This is a genomic window from Halomonas sp. AOP7-B1-5 (assembly GCF_052353045.1).
GTDB lineage: Bacteria > Pseudomonadota > Gammaproteobacteria > Pseudomonadales > Halomonadaceae > Vreelandella > Vreelandella colorata.
On sequence record NZ_JBQTDC010000016.1, the window covers coordinates 1 to 22,197 of the forward strand.

At 55.8% G+C, this 22,197-nt stretch carries 17 protein-coding genes; 15 read left to right on the forward strand and 2 right to left on the reverse strand.

The features are described 5' to 3' along the window. Positions 1–123 precede the first annotated feature (123 nt). The 5 genes from ACT3XD_RS09660 (at position 124) to ACT3XD_RS09680 (ending at position 6,596) form a co-directional block, all read left to right on the forward strand. Positions 124–633, forward strand: a complete 510-nt coding sequence (locus ACT3XD_RS09660; protein WP_192536825.1) for a CinA family protein — start codon at positions 124–126, stop codon at positions 631–633. 78 nt (positions 634–711) lie between these two features. Next, positions 712–1,536, forward strand: a complete 825-nt coding sequence (gene nadE, locus ACT3XD_RS09665; protein ID WP_192536826.1) for an ammonia-dependent NAD(+) synthetase — start codon at positions 712–714, stop codon at positions 1,534–1,536. An 80-nt stretch (positions 1,537–1,616) separates the two neighbouring features. Beyond that, positions 1,617–2,765: an exonuclease SbcCD subunit D gene (locus tag ACT3XD_RS09670; RefSeq protein ID WP_192536827.1), complete on the forward strand. Its 1,149-nt coding sequence runs from the start codon at positions 1,617–1,619 to the stop codon at positions 2,763–2,765. Then, the gene (locus tag ACT3XD_RS09675) at positions 2,762–5,824 is read left to right on the forward strand and encodes an AAA family ATPase (RefSeq protein WP_192536828.1); all 3,063 of its coding nucleotides are present in this window, start codon (positions 2,762–2,764) and stop codon (positions 5,822–5,824) included. Before ACT3XD_RS09670 ends, ACT3XD_RS09675 begins: the two co-directional genes overlap by 4 nt. Before the next feature lie 52 nt (positions 5,825–5,876). Then, positions 5,877–6,596: a tellurite resistance TerB family protein gene (locus tag ACT3XD_RS09680; protein WP_192536829.1), complete on the forward strand. Its 720-nt coding sequence runs from the start codon at positions 5,877–5,879 to the stop codon at positions 6,594–6,596. 88 nt (positions 6,597–6,684) lie between these two features. On the opposite strand, the gene ACT3XD_RS09685 is transcribed toward ACT3XD_RS09680, so the two are convergent. Next, a complete protein-coding gene (locus tag ACT3XD_RS09685; RefSeq protein WP_192536830.1) occupies positions 6,685–8,067 on the reverse strand; it encodes an NAD-dependent succinate-semialdehyde dehydrogenase in 1,383 nt (460 codons plus the stop codon). Between the two features lie 250 nt (positions 8,068–8,317). Beyond that, positions 8,318–9,214 (reverse strand): LysR family transcriptional regulator, encoded by an 897-nt coding sequence (locus ACT3XD_RS09690; RefSeq protein ID WP_192536831.1) that lies wholly within the window; start codon positions 9,212–9,214, stop codon positions 8,318–8,320. 129 nt (positions 9,215–9,343) lie between these two features. Between ACT3XD_RS09690 and ACT3XD_RS09695 the strand changes: the two genes are divergently transcribed. From ACT3XD_RS09695 to ACT3XD_RS09740, 10 genes are all read left to right on the forward strand, one after another. Continuing rightward, a complete protein-coding gene (locus tag ACT3XD_RS09695) occupies positions 9,344–10,855 on the forward strand; it encodes a CoA-acylating methylmalonate-semialdehyde dehydrogenase (protein WP_192536832.1) in 1,512 nt (503 codons plus the stop codon). Between the two features lie 37 nt (positions 10,856–10,892). Continuing rightward, a complete protein-coding gene (locus ACT3XD_RS09700; RefSeq protein WP_192536833.1) occupies positions 10,893–12,548 on the forward strand; it encodes a GMC family oxidoreductase in 1,656 nt (551 codons plus the stop codon). A 208-nt stretch (positions 12,549–12,756) separates the two neighbouring features. Next, positions 12,757–12,963, forward strand: a complete 207-nt coding sequence (locus ACT3XD_RS09705; protein WP_018916514.1) for a cold-shock protein — start codon at positions 12,757–12,759, stop codon at positions 12,961–12,963. Positions 12,964–13,155: 192 nt separating this feature from the next. Continuing rightward, positions 13,156–14,925 (forward strand): SLC13 family permease, encoded by a 1,770-nt coding sequence (locus ACT3XD_RS09710; protein ID WP_192536834.1) that lies wholly within the window; start codon positions 13,156–13,158, stop codon positions 14,923–14,925. Between the two features lie 92 nt (positions 14,926–15,017). Then, entirely contained in the window at positions 15,018–15,683 is a 666-nt protein-coding gene (locus tag ACT3XD_RS09715) for an alpha/beta hydrolase (RefSeq protein WP_192536835.1), read from the forward strand. Positions 15,684–15,804: 121 nt separating this feature from the next. Continuing rightward, positions 15,805–16,437 carry a Na(+)/H(+) antiporter subunit B gene (locus tag ACT3XD_RS09720; RefSeq protein ID WP_192536836.1) on the forward strand — a complete coding sequence of 211 codons (633 nt, stop codon included), beginning with the start codon at positions 15,805–15,807 and terminating at the stop codon, positions 16,435–16,437. Then, on the forward strand, positions 16,434–17,924 hold the full coding sequence (locus tag ACT3XD_RS09725) for a complex I subunit 5 family protein (RefSeq protein WP_192536837.1): 1,491 nt from the start codon (positions 16,434–16,436) through the stop codon (positions 17,922–17,924). Before ACT3XD_RS09720 ends, ACT3XD_RS09725 begins: the two co-directional genes overlap by 4 nt. After that, on the forward strand, positions 17,921–19,426 hold the full coding sequence (locus tag ACT3XD_RS09730; RefSeq protein WP_192536838.1) for a proton-conducting transporter transmembrane domain-containing protein: 1,506 nt from the start codon (positions 17,921–17,923) through the stop codon (positions 19,424–19,426). The genes ACT3XD_RS09725 and ACT3XD_RS09730 overlap by 4 nt, the downstream gene beginning before the upstream one ends. Further along, positions 19,423–21,192 carry a proton-conducting transporter transmembrane domain-containing protein gene (locus ACT3XD_RS09735; protein ID WP_192536839.1) on the forward strand — a complete coding sequence of 590 codons (1,770 nt, stop codon included), beginning with the start codon at positions 19,423–19,425 and terminating at the stop codon, positions 21,190–21,192. The genes ACT3XD_RS09730 and ACT3XD_RS09735 overlap by 4 nt, the downstream gene beginning before the upstream one ends. Next, the gene (locus ACT3XD_RS09740; protein ID WP_192536840.1) at positions 21,192–22,175 is read left to right on the forward strand and encodes a YihY/virulence factor BrkB family protein; all 984 of its coding nucleotides are present in this window, start codon (positions 21,192–21,194) and stop codon (positions 22,173–22,175) included. Before ACT3XD_RS09735 ends, ACT3XD_RS09740 begins: the two co-directional genes overlap by 1 nt. Positions 22,176–22,197: the final 22 nt, after the last annotated feature.

The window sequence follows — 22,197 nt, forward strand, 5'->3', positions numbered from 1 at the left end:
CGCGCCTAAGCACTCTATTAACAAATAGTGAAGTTGGTAACCAAGCCTTTAACCCTCTGTAAGAACGGCTACATTTCAATAGAAGTGCAAATAAAAGGACGTCGTTTGGATAGGAGTAATGCAATGGAATTGCTTAAGCAGATTACTGATTATCTACAGCAGCAAAACCTCAAATTGGCCACCGCCGAATCATGCACTGCGGGGCTGATCGTCTCTGAGCTGGCCCGTGTGCCTGGCAGTGGCCAATGCATTGATTGCGGCCTGGCAGTTTATTCACCGGAAGCGAAAAATCGCTACTTATCGGTCAGTTTCGATACGGTTGATACGTACGGACTTACCAGTGAAGAAACGTCCCGAGAAATGGCTTTGGGCGCACTTAATAATAACGATGCCAACGTCACCGTGGCCAACACTGGCATTGCAGGCCCTGAGCCGCATGATGATATTCCCGTGGGTACGGTATGTTTTGCCTGGGCATTTCGCCACGACCACAAGGTTTACATGATCACTGAGACGCGCCGCTTTTCCGGTGATCGTAACGAGGTACGCCTAGCCGCCGCGCACTATGCATTGGAGTGTATTCCTCGACATCACAGCAGTGTACTGGAAGGTAGCGCACCACTGGATGAGTAGAACCGAATCCATTTCTGCTCTAGCCTGAATCATACGCTATCCGCTATGGATTAACGTTCGACCCGCAAGGAGGCCAAGATGGTAGATCGGCAGGCAACCCAATCGCATATTCAAACGGTTTTACAGGTAACGCCGCGTATTGACCCTCAGCAAGAGGTTGATAAGCGCGTTGATTTCTTATGTCGTCAAATGATCGATACAGGGCAGCATGCGCTTGTATTGGGCATTAGTGGCGGTGTGGATTCCACGGTAGGCGGTCGTTTGGCGCAGCTGGCGGTTAATAGGGCGCGTGAGCAGGGTGTAGATGCTTCTTTTTACGCAATGCGGCTGCCTTATGGTACCCAGCAGGATGAAGACGATGCGCAGAAGGCGCTGTCGTTTATCGAACCCGACCATGTGCTGAGTGTTAACGTTAAACCGGCAAGCGATGCCCTTCTGGCCGCACTGGAAGAGGGCGGGCTAACGTTTAGAGACGACGCTCACCGCGATTTTGTGCTGGGCAATATCAAGGCGCGCCAGCGTATGGTGACGCAATATGCGGCGGCGGGAGCGCGAAGCGGCCTGGTGGTCGGCACGGATCAAGCCGCCGAAGCGCTAATGGGCTTTTTTACCAAATATGGCGACGGTGCCTGTGACGTTGCGCCACTCACCGGGCTAACCAAAAGCCAGGTTCGTGAAGTCGGTGCGGCGCTGGGCGCACCCGCCGCTTTGGTTGAAAAGCAGCCCACTGCTGACCTGGAAACGCTCAAACCCCAGCTGGCGGATGAAGTGGCGCTAGGCGTAACTTATGTCGATATTGATGCCTTCCTGGTTGGCGATGCCATCAGTGATGAGGCGTACACCACCATCATCGACACCTATACCCGCACTGAGCATAAACGCCAGCTGCCCAAGACCCCTTGAGTGTTTCTCACCAGTAAAGGCTAAACGCCGTCAGGTTAGGTTGTTATGATGCTACCACCTAACCTGCTGTTGAGCCTGCTATGCGTCTACTCCACACCGCCGACTGGCACTTGGGAAGGTTGTTTCACAACATCTCACTGCTTGAAGACCAGCGCCACGTTCTAAACCAGCTGATCGAGATCGTTGACCGCGAAGGCGTAGACGCTGTGCTGATTGCAGGCGATATCTATGACCGCTCGGTGCCGCCTGCCGCGGCCGTCACGCTACTCGATGATGTGCTGGGTGAGCTTTGCCAAGCGCGTGGCTTGCCGGTAGTGATGATTTCCGGCAACCACGACGGTGCCGAGCGCTTGGGCTTTGGCGCACGCCATCTGCGTCAGGCTGGGCTGCATATTCTTTCTGACTTGAGCGCATGCGATACCCCTACTACGCTCGCCATCAACGGCGTCGAGGTGGATATTTTTGGCGTGCCTTACGCCGACCCCGAATACGTACGCAGTCAGTTCGGTGAGCTGGTCCGCGACTTTGCTAGCGCCCACCGTTACCTGCTAAAGCGTATTGATGGAAAGCGCCATGCTACCCGCCCGACCATACTGATGAGCCACTGCTTTGTAGATGGCGGCAGCGCGTCTGATTCCGAGCGCCCGTTAACCCTTGGCGGTGCAGAAAGCGTTGCCTGGGAGCCCATGCAGGGCTTTGACTATGTCGCGCTTGGTCACTTACATGGTCCGCAATACCGCGGCGGCGAGCATGTTCGCTACAGCGGCTCGCTGCTTAAATACAGTTTTTCCGAAGCTCGGCAGCGTAAAGGCGTTACGCTCGTGGATATGGGCAAAGAGGGCATTACCGGCATTGAGCATCGCCCGCTGGTGCCCAGGCGTGAAGTGCGCGTGCTGGAAGGCGAGCTTGATGAGCTGTTGAGGCAGGGGCGCGAGGACCTTTGCGTTGATGACTATCTGCTGGTTAGGTTGACCGACCGCCACGCCATTTTAGACCCCATGGGCAAGCTTCGCGCGGTTTACCCTAACGTTTTGCATCTCGAAAAGCCTGGCATGCTGGGCGGGCAGCAGCGTCAGCAGCTGGACCGCGAACGGCTGCGCTTTAATGCCTTGGACATGTTCAGCGACTTCTTCGAACAAACCAGCGGTGACACCATGAGCGCTGACCAGGCGCGCGCCATGAGTGATTTGATTACTTCCCTCAGCCGCGATGAAGAGGGCCAGCCATGACGCCACTCGTACTCACCATGCAGGCTTTCGGCCCCTTTGCGGCAGAGGAGAGCATCAACTTTGCTCAGTTGGGTAGAAACCCGCTGTTTTTGATCAACGGCCCGACAGGCGCCGGAAAAAGCTCGATTCTGGACGCCATCTGCTTCGCGCTTTATGGCCAGACCACCGGGGAAGAGCGCTCGGGCACCCAGATGCGCTGCGACCAGGCCGCCGATACGTTGCTAACCGAAGTAACGCTGGATTTTTACCTGCGTGGAGAGAGCTATCGGGTGCGCCGCGCCCCTCAGCAGGAACGCCCTAAAGCGCGAGGCGAAGGGACGACAACGCAAAACGCGGAAGCCCAGCTGTGGCGGCTAACCGCTGAAGGCAAGGAAAATCAGTGCCTCGTCGCGCGTAGCGTTAACGATGCTACCGCTCAAGTGCAGGCGCTATTGGGGTTGGATGCCAGCCAGTTTCGTCAGGTAATGGTGCTGCCCCAGGGAAAATTCAGAGAGCTGCTGCTGGCGGAATCAAAAGATCGCGAAAAGATTTTTTCCCAGCTGTTTCAAACCCAGATTTTTCAACGCATCGAAGAGCATCTGCGCACGCAGGCCAATCAAATAGAGCGGGCGGTGAAAGATCACCAGCACCGCGTGCAGGGCATTCTGGATGCAAGCGATAGTGAAAGCGAAGCAGCGCTTATTGAAGCGCTGGAAACGCTGGCGCCAGAGCATCAGGCTGCGGAACAGGCGTTAGCCATTGCCAAACAGCAGCGTGAACAGGCAGAGGCTGCCGAGCGACAAGGACAGGAGTGCCAAGCGCTTTTTGATCGCCATGCGGCTCTGGGCGCAGAAAAAAACCAGCTGCTACACCAACAGCCAGAAATAGAGCGCGCGGAGCAGCGCCTAAGCGCCCATGAACAGACCCAGGCGCTGGCCGAACCCTTTCACCGTGTGCAAACGGCGCAGCAAACGGCAAGCGCTACCCAGCAGGAGCGCATTCAGGCACAAACGGCCGTCGAAAAACAGCAGGCGACGCATCAACACGCTCAGCAAGCGTTACACCAGGCACAAACCCGCTACCAGCAGTTGCCGGAACGCCGTGAACAGGCGGGTCGTTTACAGCAAGCATTGGAGCAGTTTCAGGCGCTCACTGGTGTAGAGCAGTCGCTGCAGCAGGCGCAACAAACATGGCAAAGCCTGCATCAAAAGCTTGACCAACAAACGCAGCAGCGCAACACCATCGCCGAGCAGGGCGAGGCGCTTGCCGCCAAGCTAAAAGCGGAACAGATAGAGCGCAATAACCTCGCGGGCTGCGGTGAGGTATTAAAAAGCCGTCAGGCGCTGCACGCGCAGCGGAAATCACTGGCCGGGCTTGAATCCCAGCGCACTGCCTTGGCTGAGCAAGTGGCTCAGGCGGCAAGCGATATTGAGCATCATCAGCAAGCGGTTGAACGCTATAAGCGTCGCGCCACAGAACAGGAGATGCACTGGCATCATGGCCAGGCCGCGCTACTCGCCGCTCGGCTGCAAACCCAGCAGCCTTGCCCGGTGTGCGGCAGCTGCGATCACCCCGCGCCCGCCATACAAGAACAGCCCCCCGTTACCCAAGCGGATGTGAAGCACGCACGCACGGAGTATGAACAGGCGCACCAAGCGCTGATGCAGGCTCAACAGTTGCAGCAGCGTTTGGCCCAACAGCTTAAGTATAACGATGAGCAGAGCGAGTACTTGCGTCATACGCTTGGCGAGTGGGGAGCCAAGCCGCTAAGCGCGCTGGAGGCTGCCTGCCAGGAGAGCCAGCAGCATGTTGAACGCTATCAAGTGCTTACCCAAGAGCTTGCGTCGCAGGAACGTACGCTTGAACAACAGCGCAGCGAATGGAAAGCGCTGGATAGCCAGATAAAGTCTCAACAGCCTGAGTTAGAGGCCGCCCAAAAGCGCTGCCATCAGTTGGAAGCCCAATGTGAGCAACTGCGCAGGGCGTTGCCCGAGCCACATGGGTCACTTGAGGCGCTGCAGGCAGAGCTTGGCCGTGTGCAAAGCGACATTCAGCAGTCTGAGGCGGCGTGGCAATCTGCTCAGGAGAGTGCTCATCACGCACAAACGGCGCTGGCCCGCGCTGAAACCACGTTGTCAGATATTGTTCAGCGCGCCGCCGCCGCGACTCAGGTGCTAAGCACGGCCCAAAGCGAATGGCAGCTGGCGCTAAGCGGTAGCGCTTTCAACAGCGACACTGACTTTCTTCAAGCCCGCCTGGAAGCGCCTGAGCGGCAAGCGCTTATTGAAAGCGTCACCCACTTTCAGCAGGCATTGGCCAAGCTGGATGGTCAGCTTGAGGCAAGCCAGGCACGCCTTGAGGGCCTAACACCGCCTGATTTGACAGCCTTGACTGAGCAAGTGACTGCCGCGCAGGCGCATGAGCAGGTTTGCGATCAAACCTACCAGCGCTTGACGGCGCGAATCGCACAGCTAACCGCCACTCAGCAAAAGCTCAAGGCTGCCCACGCTGCCGAGGCGGAGCTTGAAGCCGAGTATCGGCTGTGGGGAACACTGAGCGAGATCGCCAATGGACGCACCGGGCATCGCATTAGCCTGCAGCGTTTTGTGCTTGGGGTACTGTTGGACGACGTACTTATTCAGGCATCCGAGCGGCTGGTGCGGATGAGCCGGGGGCGTTATCAGCTGGTACGCCGTGAAGACCCTTCCAAGGGTAATAAGGCGTCTGGTTTGGAGCTTGATGTTGCCGATACGTATACCGGTAAAAATCGGCCCGTTGCGACGCTTTCGGGCGGTGAATCGTTTATGGCTGCATTGTCGCTGGCACTGGGGCTTTCTGATGTGGTGCAGGCCTATGCGGGTGGCATTCAGCTCGATACGCTATTTATTGATGAAGGCTTTGGCAGCCTGGACCAGGATGCCCTCGATCAAGCCATCGCCATGCTGAGCGAGCTGCAAATGGGCGGGCGCATGATTGGAATTATTTCTCATGTCAGCGAACTCAAAGAGCAAATGCCGGTTCGTATAGAAGTACGTGCCAGCCGACAAGGCAGCACGGTGCAAGTACAAGGCGTTTTATAGCGTTTTAAGTGCACTAAACTCAGTTCTGTCTATCAGCTCAAGGAGTACAGGGATGAACGCAAGTAAAATTCTTCAGCAGCTTATGCAGCAAGCTGGCGGTAGTCAGAAAAGCGGCAGTGGTGTCGATGTTAAAGGCATCCTCGGTGGGCTTTCTAAACAGTTAGGTGGCAGCAGCCAGGGTGGTAGCTCCTCTAGTGGTTTTGATGTTAAGAGCCTTTTGGGCGGTGGCGCCATGGGCATGCTGGTCGGCTCCAAACGTGGCCGTAGCATGGGCGGTAAAGCGCTCAAGTATGGTGCTATTGCAGGTGTTGGCATGTTGGCCTGGAAGGCCTGGCAGAATTCACAGGCCGCCAAGAATCAGCCAGCCACCAGTAGTGAAGCAGAAGGCGAGCGCGTTGATGTATTAAGCGGCGAGATTCAAGAGCGCCGTAGCCTTGAGCTGTTGCAGGCCATGATAATGGCGGCCCGCGCCGACGGGCATATTGATGAGCAGGAACAGGCGCTGATTACGGAGCAGATTGATGCGCTAGGGGCTGATCAGGAGATGCATAACTGGGTCGAAAGGCAGCTAAAGGCTCCGCTGGATGCCGAAGCGCTTGCCCGTGAAGCCGACTCGCCCCAGGCCGCCCGGGAAATGTATTTAATGAGTGTTGCGGTAACTGATGACCAGAACCCCATGGAGCGCGCCTGGTTGGATCAGCTGGCACAGGCGTTAAAGCTTACTCCAGAGGTCACCCAAGAGCTTGAGCATCAGGCTCAGCAGGCGGGCTGATAGCATTTTCATTTTCACATTAAAAGCGCCGCCAGGGTGCTGGCGGCGCTTCATTTTACCGGTGGCAATCGCCTAACGGCGTTACCGATTATTCCTGAACGACAATAACGGATTTCGCATTGACGAATTCGTGCATACCAAAGCCGCCGTGTTCGCGCCCATAGCCTGAGTCCTTGACCCCGCCAAACGGCATTTCCGGGGTGGCAACACCAAAGCCATTGATAAACACCATACCGGTATCGAAGTACTTGCTGGCAAGCTCCGTGGCACGCTTGGTATCTTTGGAGATGATTCCGCCGCCCAGACCGTAACGGCTGTCGTTGGCGATGCGCATGGCGTCTTCATCGTCCTTGGCACGAATCAGTGCTGCCACCGGGCCAAACAGTTCGTCATCGTAGGCGGGCTGGCCTGGGGTGACGTTATCTAGCACGGTCACCGGATAGAAAGCGCCTTTACCGGTTGGCTTTTCGCCGCCGCAGAGTATTTTGGCGCCTTTGCTGACACTCTGCTCCACCTGTTCGTGCAGCGCATCGCGCAAATCCACACGCGCCATCGGGCCAAGGTCGGTGTCGCTAGCGTTTGGATCACCGACTTTTAACGATTTCATTTTCTCTACAAAGCGCTCTTTAAAGGCTTCGTAGTTGGCATCTGTGACCACAAAGCGCTTGGCTGCCACACAGGTCTGGCCGCCGTTGAATATCCGGCCCTGAACGCAGGTATTAACCGCGACCTCAAGATCGGCGTCATCAAGTACCAAAAAGGCGTCGTTAGAGCCCAGCTCCAGCACGGTCTTTTTCAAATGCTCAGCTGCCTTGGCCGCCACTTTACGGCCTGCGCCGTCGCTGCCCGTGAGCGTCACACCGCGTACGGCTTTGTGAGCGATCACTTCATCAGACGTATCGTGGGATATGACCAGCGTGCGGAAGACGTTTTCAGGCAGGCCTGCCTCACGGTAAATCTTTTCAAGCAACAGGCCGCTGCCGGTCACGTTTTCAGCATGTTTTAGCAGTACGCTGTTGCCCGCCATGATATTGGCGATTGAGTAGCGTACGACTTGATACGCCGGGAAGTTCCACGGCTGAATGCCGTAAATAACACCCATCGGTGAGTAGGTAATAAGGCCGCGTTCGCCATTGCCGGGCTTGCGCTCTTCATCGGCCAGTTTTGTCGGGCCGTTCTCTGCCGTGTAATCGCAGATTCCAGCGCAGAGGTCAACTTCCTGGCGAGCTTGCTCAGGTGGTTTGCCCATCTCTTTGACCATTAGATCGGCCAGTTCATCTTTATGGGCGTTTAACGCTTCGCCGATCGCTTTAACGACCTTGGCGCGCTGCTCAAGAGATTTTAAACGCCATTCAAGAAATGCCTGATGGCTTGCTTCGACAACCTGCTTCGCCTGGCTGGAATCCATCAGCGTATAGGTATTTAGCGATTCACCGGTAGTCGGGTTAATGGTCGTGATGCTGTTGCTCATAAGATCTCCTATCTTTAGATCAACGCGTATCGTTAGATCAACGCTTCAATGTCCATATCGGTTAAAACCGACTGGTCTAATCAAGGTGGCTATCTACCTTAGTAGACAATCAGCCTTTATGCGTAATAGTGGGGCAGTAACATTTTTAAAGAGTTCGGAAAGCGCTAATAAAAAGCTAGCAAGCTCTATATCAATTGTTGCGTGACGTATTTATCGCTAATGGCCCAGCCCCGCTTTTTAAAGCCAGTACTTAAAGAGAGGGCCATACTTCGCCCAGCGTACGTAGAGCTGCATCAATGGTTGGTTCTTCTGCGCGGTCTTTACGCCAGATCAGGCTAAGTGCGCAAGGCAGGCGAATATCATTGGCAACGACAAGGCCGCTTTCCTGACGCTCGGTCATGGCCAGAGCGTCGCGTGCCAGGCTCAAGCCAACGCCCGCGCGGACTAAATCGAGCATGCAGGCTTCTTGATCGACTTTGGCAACGCGGTTGGGCGTGGCGTCACTGCTGGCAAGCGCGTGGTGTAAAAGGCGGTGATGGGCCGAGTCCTCGGGCGTGACGATCCAGGGCAACCGGGCCAAGGCTTCCCAACGTGTATCGGCCAACTGGGCATCCCAGCCCATTGGGGCAACAACATAATAGTGAAAATGAGTCAACTCGCGCCAAGCAAGCGCTTCATGGTTGGTACCCAGGCCGGGCGGCGCCAGATAAAACCCTACATCCAGATCACCTTGCTCAACACGTCTTAACGTACTGCCGCTCATTCCGTGATGAAGCTCGGTTTCAAGCTGCGGTGCCTGTGTCATTAAGCGGCGCAAAAAAGCGCCCAGGCGAATAAATTCCGGGTCGACAATTGTACCTATCTTGAGCTTGCCTCTTGGTGTGCTGTGCAGGGTATTGGCCGTTTGCTCAAAAGCATAGGCGCTGGCCAGGGCTTTCTCGGCAGAGGGGAGGAGGGCATGGCCATCGGAGGTTAACGCTAAGCCCTGTGAGCGGCGTTCAAACAACGTAAGCCCCAGATTTAGCTGAAGCTGCTTCAACTTTAGACTGATAGCCGGCTGGGTAAGGTGCAACTGTTCCGCCGCGCGTGAGACGCTGCCTAGCCGGGCCACAGTCACAAATGCCCGTAGCGTCGCATATTCGTGCATATCGCCTCCTCGTTATTATTTTGTTATTAGCAGAGCTTATATCCCAATTTAAATTTACTCAATTGCTTGCAGAAGCAATCACGCTAGTCTGGGGAGATCTAATTTGCTCTGCTTATAAAGGTAGCCGTGATGACAACAACAGCAATTCAGCACTTTATTAATGGCCAAGTCAGCGACGGGAGCGCAGGCGATGCTCAGGATGTGTTCAATCCGGCCACCGGCCAAGTAACCGGCCGCGTTACCCTAGCGTCGTCAAGCGATGTGGATGCGGCCGTAAAAGCAGCCAGTGCAGCGTTTCCTGTGTGGGCCGATACGCCTCCCATTCGCCGGGCCCGGGTGTTATTCAAGTTTCTGGAATTATTGAATACCCATAAAGATGCCTTGGCCGAGGCGATTACCCAGGAGCATGGCAAGGTATTTACCGATGCTCAGGGCGAGGTGGCGCGTGGAATCGATATTGTCGAGTTTGCCTGCGGCATCCCCCAACTGCTTAAAGGTGACTACACCGAGCAGGTGAGTACCGGTATCGATAACTGGACTGTCCGCCAACCGCTTGGCGTTGTGGCGGGTATCACGCCGTTTAACTTCCCGGTGATGGTGCCGATGTGGATGTTCCCAATCGCCATCGCCACGGGTAACACCTTTATTCTCAAGCCCAGCCCGCTCGACCCTAGCGCTTCATTAATGCTGGCAGATCTTCTAAAGCAGGCCGGTTTACCCGATGGCGTGTTTAACGTGGTGCAGGGGGGGAAAGAAGCTGTCGAAGCCTTAATCGATCACCCCGAGGTAAAAGCGCTCTCGTTTGTCGGCTCTACACCAATTGCCAACCTGATCTATGAGCGGGGCGCCAAACACGGCAAGCGTGTACAGGCGCTGGGCGGGGCGAAAAACCATATGGTCGTCATGCCCGATGCGCATCTCGATAAAGCGGTGGATGCATTAATCGGCGCTGCCTACGGCTCGGCGGGCGAACGCTGCATGGCGATTAGCGTGGCGGTACTGGTTGGCGACGTGGCCGATAGCGTGGTGGCCAAGCTTGCCGAGCGTGCCAAAACGCTAAAAGTAAAAGATGGCATGCAGCTGGACGCCGAAATGGGGCCGATCGTAACGTGCCAGGCCCTCCAGCGTATTACCGGCTATATCGAAAAAGGCGTAGCGGAAGGCGCAGAGCTGATTGTGGATGGCCGCAGCTTTGATACCGCCCAGGCAGGTGATGACTGTGCCGACGGCTTCTGGATGGGCGGAACGCTCTTCGATCACGTCACGCCGGAAATGACGATCTATAAAGAGGAGATCTTTGGTCCGGTGTTGGTATGTGTGCGCGTGCCGGATATCGCCACGGCCATTCAGTTAATCAACGATCATGAATTCGGCAATGGCGTTAGCTGCTTTACCGAAAGCGGCAGCGTGGCAAGAGAGTTTGGGCGCCGCATTCAGGTCGGCATGGTGGGTATCAATGTACCTATTCCGGTGCCGATGGCGTGGCATGGCTTTGGTGGTTGGAAGCGGTCGCTGTTCGGCGATACCCACGCCTACGGTGAAGAGGGCGTACGTTTTTATACCAAGCAGAAATCGATTATGCAGCGCTGGTCAGATTCGATCGATAACGGGGCTGAGTTTGTGATGCCAACTGCCAAGTAATAAATAAGCAGTAATAAGTTGATGCGGAGCAAGGCGAATGACACAACAACAAACCTTGGCATTTGACTACATCGTGATAGGCGCAGGCACCGCAGGGTGCCTGATGGCCAACCGGTTAAGCGCCGACCCGAAGAATCGGGTACTGCTGGTCGAGGCGGGCGGGCGCGATAACTATCACTGGATCCATATTCCGGTGGGGTATCTGTACTGCATTAATAACCCGCGCACCGACTGGCTGTTTCGTACCGAGCCCGAGCAGGGCTTGAACGGCCGCTCACTGATTTACCCGCGCGGTAAAACCCTGGGCGGCTGTTCGAGTATCAACGGCATGATTTATATGCGCGGCCAGGCACGCGACTACAACCACTGGGCAGAAATCGTGGGTGATGATGACTGGCGGTGGGAGAACTGCCTGCCGGACTTTATGCAGCATGAAAGCCACTACCGGCTGGATGAAGGAGGCGATGCGGATGCCGAGCAGCGCGACTTTCACGGCGATGGCGGTGAGTGGCGGGTTGAAAAGCAGCGCTTGAAGTGGGATGTACTGGACGACTTTGCCGAGGCGGCCGTGCAGGCTGGTATCCCACGCACCCAGGATTTTAACCGCGGCAATAATGAAGGCGTTGCCTACTTTGAAGTAAACCAGCGCAATGGCTGGCGCTGGAACACGGCCAAGGCGTTTTTGCGCCCCGCGCTTAAACGTAAAAACTTGACGCTTTGGCACTCTACCCAGGTGAATCGACTCTGCTTTGAAAATGATCAGGGCAGCCCACGCTGTAACGGAGTAGACGTTACCCAGCGCGGTAAAAACCTGAACGTCCGCGCCAGTAAAGAAGTAATTTTGTGCGCCGGCGCCATTGGCTCGCCGCATCTTTTGCAGCTATCGGGTATCGGGCCTAAAGCGCATCTTGAAGAGCATGCCATTGAGGTGGTGCATGACCTGCCGGGAGTAGGCGAGAATCTGCAAGATCATCTCCAGATCCGCTCAGTGTATCGTGTCACCAATGCAAAAACGCTTAATGCTGTAGCAGGCACTTTGCTGGGTAAGGCAGGTATTGGCTGGGAGTATTTATGCAAGCGCACCGGCCCCATGAGCATGGCACCGTCACAACTTGGCGCTTTTACGCGCAGTTCTAACGAGTATGAGTACCCTAATATTCAGTACCACGTTCAGCCATTAAGTCTTGAGGCGTTCGGGCAGCCGCTGCATCCTTATCCGGCCATTACCGCCAGTGTATGCAACTTAAATCCCACCAGCCGCGGAACGGTGCGTTTAAAAAGCCGCAACCCTTCCCAGGCCCCGGCGATTGCGCCCAACTATTTAAGTACGCCTGAAGACCGCAAGGTAGCCGCAGATTCGCTCAGAATGACTCGCCGGATTGCCGAACAGCCTGCGTTTGCCAAATACGCGCCGGAGGAAGTGAAGCCTGGTCCTGCGTATCAAAGCGATGATGAACTGACGCGTTTGGCCGGCGATATTGGCACCACTATCTTCCATCCGGTAGGCACTACAAAAATGGGCCGTGCAGATGATCCTATGGCTGTGGTAGATGCAAAATTAAGAGTGCATGGCATCACAGGACTACGCGTTGCCGATGCGGGTATCATGCCGACCATTACCAGCGGAAACACCAATTCTCCGACCCTGATGATCGCCGAAAAAGCGGCTAAATGGATATTAAATGAGATTTAGAATAAAACTTGTTGCATAAAGTTTTTTTTTCAGCATAGTGTTGACGTGCGGCTGAGTTAAGCGCATGCTTCACGCAGTTGGTTAGCAAGTCGAACGTTGTCAGCAGTATCGAACGCCTAAGCGTGAGTCTGGTGAAAGTTTCTTGTTCTACCCACTGCAATTCGGGTATTTCCCGGCTTTACATTAAGCTACATCGAGGATTTCGATCATGGCAACTGGTACCGTTAAGTGGTTTAACGACACTAAAGGTTTCGGCTTCATTTCTCCGGACGACAATGGCGACGACCTGTTCGCGCACTTCTCCGAAATTCAAGCTGACGGTTTCAAAACTCTGCAAGACGGCCAGAAGGTTTCCTTCGACGTCACTCAGGGTAAAAAAGGCCTTCAGGCTTCTAACATCAAAGTTGTGAACTAAGTTTCACTATTGATGTTTGCAGCTAGCGGTTAACGCTAGTTGGCTTAAGACCCCGCCATGTGCGGGGTTTTTTGTTTGGCAAAGAAAAACTTTTTATTCTATTTCGATATTTAAATGTTTCTAAAAATAACTTTTTAGAATATGAGGTTGGCGTCACAATAGCGCATGCTTTTTTGTTAGGGATGCTGCGTTATGACGCTGGATGCTTGGATTGCGGTCGCTGTTGTTATCACTATTTTTCCGTTAATGAGCGTATCGCGGTTAGGGCCGGATATTATTCTGCTGGGCGCCGTTATTCTACTAATGACGCTGGGCGTGATTGATCCTACCCAAGCGCTAAGCGGCTTTTCCAATAGCGGCCTGTTCACGGTCGCCTTTATGTACGTGCTGGTGGCCAGCATCCGCGAAACGGGCGGCATCGATCTGATTATTCGCTATGTTCTGGGGCGGCCGAAAAGCGAACGCGGCGCCTTGGTTCGGCTCCTGCTACCGGTTGCCTCGTTAAGTGGTTTCTTGAATAACACACCCGTAGTCGCTACCTACATACCGGCTGTGATGAGCTGGAGCCGTCGGCTGCGGCGCTCACCTCAACGGCTACTCATGCCGTTAAGCTTTGCCTCCATTCTGGGTGGCACTATCACGCTGTTCGGTACCAGTACCAACTTGGTCGTGCATGGGCTGCTGGTTGATCGTTACCCTGATTTGACCATGGGGCTGTTTGATCTTGCCTGGGTGGGGATCCCTGTGGCCGTGGTGGGGCTTACTTACCTGATCATGTTGGGGCCGCGCCTGCTGCCTGCCCGTGAGGGCTTGGGGAATGCCTTTGCCAATCCGCGTGAGTTCACCATTGAAATGGAAGTCGATCGGGAGGGCGTCCTGGTCAATCGCACGGTCGAAGAAGCAGGCTTGCGCCATCTCCAAGAGCTTTTTCTGGTTGAAATCGAGCGCGATGGCAACGTGGTAGGCGTCGTGGGGCCTGGGGAGCAGTTAAAGGGCGGCGACCGGTTGGTGTTTGCCGGTACCAGCGATGCCGCCGTGGAGCTTCAGCAGATTCGTGGCCTGATACCCTCGCGCGATAGCGCTTCAAGCCTGGAAAAAGAGTTTAAAGAACGCCGCCTGGTCGAGGCCGTAGTCTCCAACCAGTGTCAGTTTATCGGTCAGCGCATTCGCGACGGGCGCTTTAGAACGCTTTACGGGGCGGCCGTACTGGCGATTTGCCGAGGCGGCGAAAGGGTCACCGGTAACCTTGGGCAGGTACGTTTGCAGTCTGCTGACGTGCTGCTGTTGGAAGCTCGCCCGCCGTTTATCGAGCGTCATCGACAGTCAAAAGACTTCCTGCTGATCAGTGAGTTGAACGGCTCTGCACGGCCGGTTCATGAAAAGGCGCCGCTGGCCTGGGGAATTTTATTAGGTGCGGTGCTGCTGGCGGCATTCGGCGTGGTGAGCATGCTAAATGCCGCCATGCTGGGCGCGGCACTGGCGCTTGTTACTGGCTGCTGCTCGGTAGAAGCGGCCAAGCGCGGGCTGGATAGTCAGGTGCTTTTAACTATTGCTGCATCGTTCGGGGTAGGGGCGGCGCTGCAAAGTTCGGGAGCGGCTGACGCTATTGCCGGTGGCGTTTTGAATATTGTGGGCGGTAATCCGTGGCTGCTCTTGATAGGCACTTACTGTGTGGTCGCGCTATTGACTGAGCTGGTGACCAATAACGGCGCTGCCGTGATTATCTTCCCTGTGGTGATGGCCGCCGCCGAGAGCCTGGGAGTAAACCCCATGCCGTATGTGGTCGCCGTTATGTTTGCCGCTTCGGCCAGCTTTTTAACCCCGATCGGCTATCAAACCAATTTGATGGTGTATGGCCCCGGCGGCTATCGTATCAGTGATTTTCTACGCGTAGGCGGTGGTTTAAACGTCATTACCGGGGCAATCGCGCTAGCTCTGATTCCTCTGGTGTGGCCCTTTTAAGCTCGGATGTGGACCTTTTAAGCGCAAGTGCTCGCCGCCACTGCCGGTTTGCGCTAGGGTGCTTTTTTAATTAATACGTAAGGATGAGTAACATGACCGAACCTGGCGAACTGATTATTGAGCCGCAAAATGGGCAGCCCGCCGATGCCTGCGTGTTTATTATTCATGGCTTGGGCGCTGATGGGCATGATTTCGAGCCGCTGGTACCCGCGCTTAACCTTCCCAAGGATGCCAGCGTGCGTTTTATCATGCCTCACGCGCCACGGCTGCCGGTCACCGTTAACGGCGGGATGGTCATGCCTGCCTGGTACGATATATTAGCTATGGATTTAGGCCGTAGGGTGGATGAAGCGCAGCTCAAACGCTCTGCTGAACGTATTCAGGCGCTGATTCAGGAGCAGATCGATCAAGGTATCGACAGCCAGCGGATTATCGTGGCGGGCTTCTCGCAGGGTGGGGCGGTTGCCTATCAGGCGGCGTTATCGTTTCCGCTGCCGTTAGGCGGGCTGTTGGCCATGTCAACCTACTTTGCCACGGCGGACAGCATTGAAGCCAGCGAGGCGAACCAGCACATTCCTATCGAAGTACATCACGGCAACTTTGACCCGATCGTGGCGGAGAGTTTAGGCCGTGCGGCGCTTGAGCGGCTCAAGACGCAGGGCTACACAGTTAACTACCGTCAGTACCCGATGGCTCACGCGCTTTGCCCCCAGCAGGTAGGCGATATTGGCCGCTGGCTAAGTGAGCGTTTAGCGTAAGGCTGCGTCGACAAGTGATCAAAAGGCAGGCACAGTAACCTATCGAAAAGCCGGGGCAAGGATAGCAAAGGCAGTGATAGCGTCCCTTGATGTAATAGAAGTCCTATTAGCGCTTTGTCTTATGACAACAGCGCTGTTGTGTTTATTTGATCGCCATTTGGTGCGTGCCTGCTGTTGCTTTGGGGTGTTTACCCTGAGCATGGCGCTTGCCTGGCTGACATTAGGCGCGCCTTGGCTAGCGATTGCAGAAGCAATCATTGGCGCGCTACTCACCGTACCCTGCTTTTTTTACGCGTTAGGCATCTTTCCCGTCAGCTCGTCTGCTTTACCACGCTACGATCACTTTAAAGAGCCGCTGACACGGGGCATGACTCGCACGCTGTTGGCGCTTGCCTGGTGTGTCATGGTTGGCACAGTCATCCGCTTTGTACTCCCCGCCATGGTTTATTCACCGCTTGAGCATCCGCTGCTATTCGTTGGTGTGGTGATCGTTGCCACTGCGATGGGCGCTTTTGCCTGGCATCGGCATTTATTACGCCGTCTGCTGGCGTTTAATGTGATGGGTTCCGGTGTGTTTTTACTCTTGGCGGGAATGGCGGGAACGAGCGTGCAAGGCCAGGCGCTGATTACCATTGGGCTGGTGGTCGCTTGGCTTGGCTCCTTGCTGAGCGCCTTGTTGATTCGAACGCTCTATCTGCGCGAAGGGCCAGCGGCATTACTGGGTGCCAGCGAGCCACAGGAGTCGAAGCAATGATGTGGCGATTTGGTCTAGCAGACAGCACGTTTGAGCCGCTGTTAACCAGCCACTGGGCGTTGGCCATTGCCTTGTCTATGCCGCTTGTATTGGGTGGTTTGGCGGCGGTATGGCCTCCAAAGCGCATGTGGGTAGTGGCCCTGGCATGTGCTCCACTGCTGACGTCTGGGCTTTTATTATTGGTCGACTTTACGCAGATAGGGTTGCTGCGTTGGCAAGGGGAGGTGCTGGGAGTCAGCATTGGGCTGCGCCTTAATGGGGTAAGCATACTGCTGTTACTCTTGACGCAATGGCTGGGCGCGGCATCGGCGCTCTATACGCCTGGCCTGCTAAGCGTTTCGCCGCCGGAACGTCTAGCCCGCTGGCTGTGGCCGCTGATGGGCGTGGTAGTTAGCGCGCTTTCATTGGTTTGGCTTGCGACAGACCTTATTACGCTCTACCTCGCATTGGAGCTGATGGGGTTGGCAGCCGTCGGCATGTTGTTGCTGTCAGGTAAGACGCCAGCGCTTTTCGCCAGCATGCGCTATTTACTGCTCACCCTGGTGGGATCGCTCGCCTACCTATTAGGAGTGGCGCTGCTGTTGGGCTACTGGGGGCAAGTTGATTTAGCCGGGCTTGCGCAGGTGGTTGAGCCTGGCCCGGTTACCTGGGTTGCTGCGGCGTTGATCGGTGGTGGGCTGGCGTTAAAGGCTGCTCTGTTTCCGCTGCACGCCTGGCTTTCCCCGGTGCATGCCAGTGCCTGGACACCGGTGAGCGCGCTGCATGCAGGGCTTGTAGTTAAAGCCTCGCTGTTTGTGTTGCTGCAGCTGTGGAGTATTTTGCTACCGGATACTTTTTGGGCGCCTCGTCTAGTCGCCTGGATGGGGATGCTGGCGATTATTTGGGGCGGGTTAATTGCCTGGCGCGCCGAGTCTCTTAAAACGCTAGTGGCTTCATCAACGGTTGCCCAGCTTGGTTACTTGATGGTGGTATTTCCGTTGTTGTTAGGCCCAAACGTCGGGCCGCTTGCCAAGGCGCTGGCCTGGGAAGGGTTTTGGCTGCAGTTGATGGGGCATGCGTTAGCCAAAGCCGCCATGTTTCTGGCCGCCGGCAATTTGATTCTGGCAACCGGTGAAACCACGCTGAAGGGGCTTGCAGGCTGTAGCCGCAAGCTGCCGCTTTCGTTATTAGTGTTTGGCATTGCTTCGGTCACATTAATGGGGCTACCGCCTAGCGCAGGCTTTACGGCCAAATGGCTGCTGTTGCAGGCCATGGTGATATCCCAGCAGTGGTGGGCGGTGGCCGCGCTATTAATCGGCACGCTGTTAACGGCTGCGTATGTTTTTCGGTTTTTCCGCTACTCCTTTATGGAAACTGCCCCGCGCCACCACTATCAGCCGCTTTCCCCGGGTATGGATATCATCGCGCTTTGCCTGGCATTGGCAGCCTTTGTCTTGGGACTGCTCGCTCACTTCCCGTTAGAACTTCTCCATGGGGGTAGCTTATGAACGCCGCCTGGCTACCTTTAACGGCGATTGCCGCCTCCCTGTTGGCCGCGGTTATCATTTTCTCCCTACCTGAAGAGTCAAGGCGGCTGCGTACCAGCATTAACTTGCTGGCCGCCGTGATTAAAATCACGCTGGTCACGTTGATGATTCAGCGGGTAGTGGCGGGCGATGAGGCTATTTTCAGTTTTCAGATAGTGGGCAATATTGATTTTGTCCTGCGTGCTGATGCGTTGGGGGTGATGTTTGCCGGGCTGTCGTCACTGCTTTGGCTGTGCACGACGGTTTACGCTATCGGATATCTGGAAGGCACTGCGAACCGTAAGCGCTTCTTTGGCTTCTTTAGCCTGTGTGTGGCGAGTACGTTGGGCATCGCGCTTGCGGGCAATCTATTTACCTTTCTGATTTTCTACGAAATGCTGACGCTTTCCACCTATCCGCTGGTGGTTCATTCGGGCACTGATAAGGCCCTGAATGCGGGGCGGATTTATCTGCGCTATACCTTGACCGCCGGTGTCGTGCTGCTTTTCGGCGTGGTGCTGTTATATAGCGTAACGGGCGAGCATTCGTTTGCCTCTGAACGAGGCCTGGGTGACTACCTGGGCGATCACCGCACTTTACTCACGTTTATCTTCGCCCTGCTGGTGGGCGGGTTTGCCGTGAAGGCCGCCATGGTACCGCTGCATGGTTGGCTGCCCAGGGCGATGGTGGCGCCTGCGCCGGTCAGCGCGCTGCTGCACGCGGTAGCCGTGGTAAAAGCCGGCGCCTTTGGGATCTTGCGGGTTATTTATGATCTTTACGGTATCGAGCTAAGCGTTGAGCTGGGCGTGACCACAGCCCTTGCCGTGGCGGCCTGTATTACCATTATTTATGGCTCGGTACGGGCCATCGCTCAGCACGAGTTAAAGCCTCGGCTCGCCTTCTCTACCATCAGTCAGGTGTCGTATATCGTGCTTGGCGTAAGCTTATTTGGCCCCTTTGGAACGATCGGTGCGCTTGCCCATTTGTTGCACCAGGGACTTATGAAGGTGACGCTGTTTTTCTGTGCGGGCATCTATGCAGAAGAGCTGGGCATTCACCGTATTGATGAGATGGACGGGGCTGGTAAGCGCATGCCGCTTACCAGCTTGGCCTTTACGGTGGGGGCGCTAGGCATGATTGGTTTACCCCCCTTCGCTGGGTTTATCACCAAATGGTATTTGGGCATTGGCGCCATTCAGGCTGAAATGTACTGGGTCATTGCCGTACTTGTTGCCAGTAGTGCGCTAAATGCGGCCTATTTTCTGCCGATTGTGTATCGCCTGTGGTTTCGCGTGGGGCCTGCCCACGGCCATGGCAACTGGCCAAACGAGCAGCGCTTGGGGCGGTTGGAAACCCACGGTTGGCTGCTTTGGCCGGCGGTGTTTACCGCGGTGATCAGTTTGGCAGCGGGGCTGCTTGCCGGGCTGCCGTTTAGCCCGCTGGACTGGGCAACCCGGGTAGCGGTAGGGGAGTATTTACAATGATAACACTGCTGCTGGTAAGTGCACTCTGCTGGCCGCTGTGCGTAATGCTGCTGGGGGTATGGCAGGCCTATCGTACTCCCGCTGTTCAGCGGCGTTATTTCTCATGGTGGTGGTTAAGTGCGGCGTGGCCCGCGCTCTTGCTAGCTTACGTAGGCGAATCCCAGTGGATAATCGATGCCTGGATGCTGGGCGGGCAGTGGTCGCTTAATGCGCTTAGCCGCCCATGGCTTGCGTTCACGGCGCTGCTTTGGAGCTTCGCGGCCTTTCATGCCCGGGGTTACTTTGCCAAGGAGCAGGCAAAGGCTCAGACGGGCGATCATGCTGCTGAACGCCGCTTGCTGCGCCTGGCCCTGCTATGGCCACTGACGTTTGTGGGCAATGTTTTGCTGATTATCGCCCAGGATATCGCCAGCTTTTACCTGGGGTTCGCGGTGATGACGTTTGCCGCCTACGCCCTGGTAATACATACCGGCACGCCTGAGGCAAAGCTGGGCGCGAAAGCCTATCTGATACTGGCAATCATCGGTGAAAACTTAATTTTGGGTGGCCTGCTTTGGGCGGCGGGCAGTGCAGAAACGCTGTTGCTAGAGGGCGTGCGCGAGGAAATCGCTACCGCCGAGCATGGCGCTCTGATGGCGGGCTTGCTGTGGCTGGGGCTGGGCATTAAAGCAGGGGTCATCGGCCTGCATGTATGGCTACCGCTGGCGCATCCTGCTGCCCCGGCACCGGCCAGCGCCGTATTGAGCGGGGCGATGATCAAGGCGGGATTGCTCGGCTGGATTTATGTACTGCCCCTTGGGGAGCCCGCCATGTCAGAAGCGCTAGTCCGTCTGGGCGAAATAATCCTGGTAGCGGGATTAGCCGCGGCTTTTGGAGCGGCGCTATATGGCGTGTGGCAGCGTCATCCCAAAGCCATACTTGCCTACTCCAGTATCAGCCAGATGGGTATGCTCACCGCGATGGTGGCCATGGGGCTGGCGGCGCCAGACGTATGGCCTTTGTTGTTACCGGGCGTTGTGCTGTTTGCTGCTCACCACGCGCTGGCGAAAGGTGCACTGTTTATGGGCACCAGCATTAGTGAACACTTACCTCGCTGGCCATTAACGGTCGTTTGGATATTGCTGGCACTCCCCGCATTATCGCTTACCGGGGCGTTTGGCGCGGGCTTGATCAGCAAGTGGACCGTGAAGAGCGCTCTTTATGAGATGCATCATGAGCAGTTGATTACGCTATTAACCTGGGCAGCCATGGGCACATCAGCACTGGTAAGCGTTAGCTTATGGCGCCAATGGCAGCAGCGCAGCGCAGGCGGTAGCCATCCGGGGCAGTGGGGCGCCTGGCTTGCGACACTGGTCGCTGCGCTAATTACCCCGGTGTGGCTGCCACTGCCCGAGGCAAGCGTTGCCATCCCGCCGTTGAAAGAGTGGGTTAGCCTGATATGGCCGCTACCTGCTGGGGTTTTAGTGGTTGGGTTTGGCTGGCTATTAACGCACCGCCTGCGTATCGGCACGCCACCTGCCGGTGATTTGTGGTGGCTTTATGCACCGCTCGGTTACACAGTGGTGAATGCGCTGCGCTTAAGCGGCGCGTGGCTTAAGAATGCTAAATCGACATCTGTTGATATCACTCTATTGATTGAAAAGCAGGTAATGAAGCGCTTAACTCAACTAACGGGCATGGAAGGCTGGATGCGGCACCATACGAGCGGTTTGATGATGGCGCTCGCTATCACACTGGCACTGTTACTAATCTGGGAAGGGGCGTAATGAGTCACGAGAATGCACCGAACCATCGGGGACGGGATGCCGAGAAGCCAGATGAAATTACGCGCCGGGGTTGGTTTGACATCGTGTGGCGCGTGCTGCGCACCGCCAAGCGTGACCGTCTTACCATGCTGGCCGCTGGCGTTGCGTTTTACGCATTGTTAGCGCTATTTCCAACCATTGCCGCAGTGATCTCGCTGTGGGGATTACTGTTCGACCCGGTTGAAGCGGGTCGGCAGCTTTATGAGATAAGCCGCTTTATGCCTCCGGATGCGGCAGACCTTATTGACCAGCAGACCCAGGCAGTGGTTGAAAGTACCGAATCAGGCAGCGTGATGACGGTGCTTGTGGGGCTTTTGGTCGCGATGTATATCGCCTCCAAAGGGGTAGGTGTGCTCGTGGTGGGACTCAATGTGGTTTATGGCGAAAAGGAGCGGCGTAACGTCTTTCTTCGTGGCGTTGTATTAACACTGCTGACGTTTGGGCTGATCGGCATGACGCTTATATCGCTTGGCTTTATCGCTATCGTACCGGTGCTGGTCGACGCATTAATCGTGGAACCTCCCTTTGATCAGCTATTTAAGTGGCTGCGCTGGCCTGCGTTATTGGTCATCATGAGCTTTTTAATTGCCTTATTGTATCGGTTTGCGCCGTATCGACGAGCAGCGCAGTGGAGCTGGTTAAGCTACGGCACGCTGTTGGCCACCATATTATGGCTATTGGGATCGGGTGGGCTTTCCCTTTATGTGCGCTTCTTCACAAGCTTCAGCGAGCTTTACGGCTCACTGGGCGCGGTGGTGGTGTTAATGATGTGGTTTTGGCTTTCTGCCTTTGTGGTATTGCTTGGCGCAGAAGTGAACAGTGAGATGGAGCGCCAGACCTATAGGGACACCACCATAGGCGAGGATCGTCCATTAGGTGAACGCGAAGCCTTTGCCGCCGATACGCTAGGTGTTGAAAACCCTTGGAACGGTGATAAAGAATAAACCCGCCAGTAGCTAGCTGGCG

Coding starts and splice junctions, on each gene's coding strand:
- ACT3XD_RS09660 (WP_192536825.1), top strand. CDS start 124: ATGGAATTGCTTAAGCAGATTACTGATTATCTACAGCAGCAAAACCTC.
- nadE (WP_192536826.1), top strand. CDS start 712: ATGGTAGATCGGCAGGCAACCCAATCGCATATTCAAACGGTTTTACAG.
- ACT3XD_RS09670 (WP_192536827.1), top strand. CDS start 1,617: ATGCGTCTACTCCACACCGCCGACTGGCACTTGGGAAGGTTGTTTCAC.
- ACT3XD_RS09675 (WP_192536828.1), top strand. CDS start 2,762: ATGACGCCACTCGTACTCACCATGCAGGCTTTCGGCCCCTTTGCGGCA.
- ACT3XD_RS09680 (WP_192536829.1), top strand. CDS start 5,877: ATGAACGCAAGTAAAATTCTTCAGCAGCTTATGCAGCAAGCTGGCGGT.
- ACT3XD_RS09685 (WP_192536830.1), bottom strand. CDS start 8,067: ATGAGCAACAGCATCACGACCATTAACCCGACTACCGGTGAATCGCTA.
- ACT3XD_RS09690 (WP_192536831.1), bottom strand. CDS start 9,214: ATGCACGAATATGCGACGCTACGGGCATTTGTGACTGTGGCCCGGCTA.
- ACT3XD_RS09695 (WP_192536832.1), top strand. CDS start 9,344: ATGACAACAACAGCAATTCAGCACTTTATTAATGGCCAAGTCAGCGAC.
- ACT3XD_RS09700 (WP_192536833.1), top strand. CDS start 10,893: ATGACACAACAACAAACCTTGGCATTTGACTACATCGTGATAGGCGCA.
- ACT3XD_RS09705 (WP_018916514.1), top strand. CDS start 12,757: ATGGCAACTGGTACCGTTAAGTGGTTTAACGACACTAAAGGTTTCGGC.
- ACT3XD_RS09710 (WP_192536834.1), top strand. CDS start 13,156: ATGACGCTGGATGCTTGGATTGCGGTCGCTGTTGTTATCACTATTTTT.
- ACT3XD_RS09715 (WP_192536835.1), top strand. CDS start 15,018: ATGACCGAACCTGGCGAACTGATTATTGAGCCGCAAAATGGGCAGCCC.
- ACT3XD_RS09720 (WP_192536836.1), top strand. CDS start 15,805: ATGACAACAGCGCTGTTGTGTTTATTTGATCGCCATTTGGTGCGTGCC.
- ACT3XD_RS09725 (WP_192536837.1), top strand. CDS start 16,434: ATGATGTGGCGATTTGGTCTAGCAGACAGCACGTTTGAGCCGCTGTTA.
- ACT3XD_RS09730 (WP_192536838.1), top strand. CDS start 17,921: ATGAACGCCGCCTGGCTACCTTTAACGGCGATTGCCGCCTCCCTGTTG.
- ACT3XD_RS09735 (WP_192536839.1), top strand. CDS start 19,423: ATGATAACACTGCTGCTGGTAAGTGCACTCTGCTGGCCGCTGTGCGTA.
- ACT3XD_RS09740 (WP_192536840.1), top strand. CDS start 21,192: ATGAGTCACGAGAATGCACCGAACCATCGGGGACGGGATGCCGAGAAG.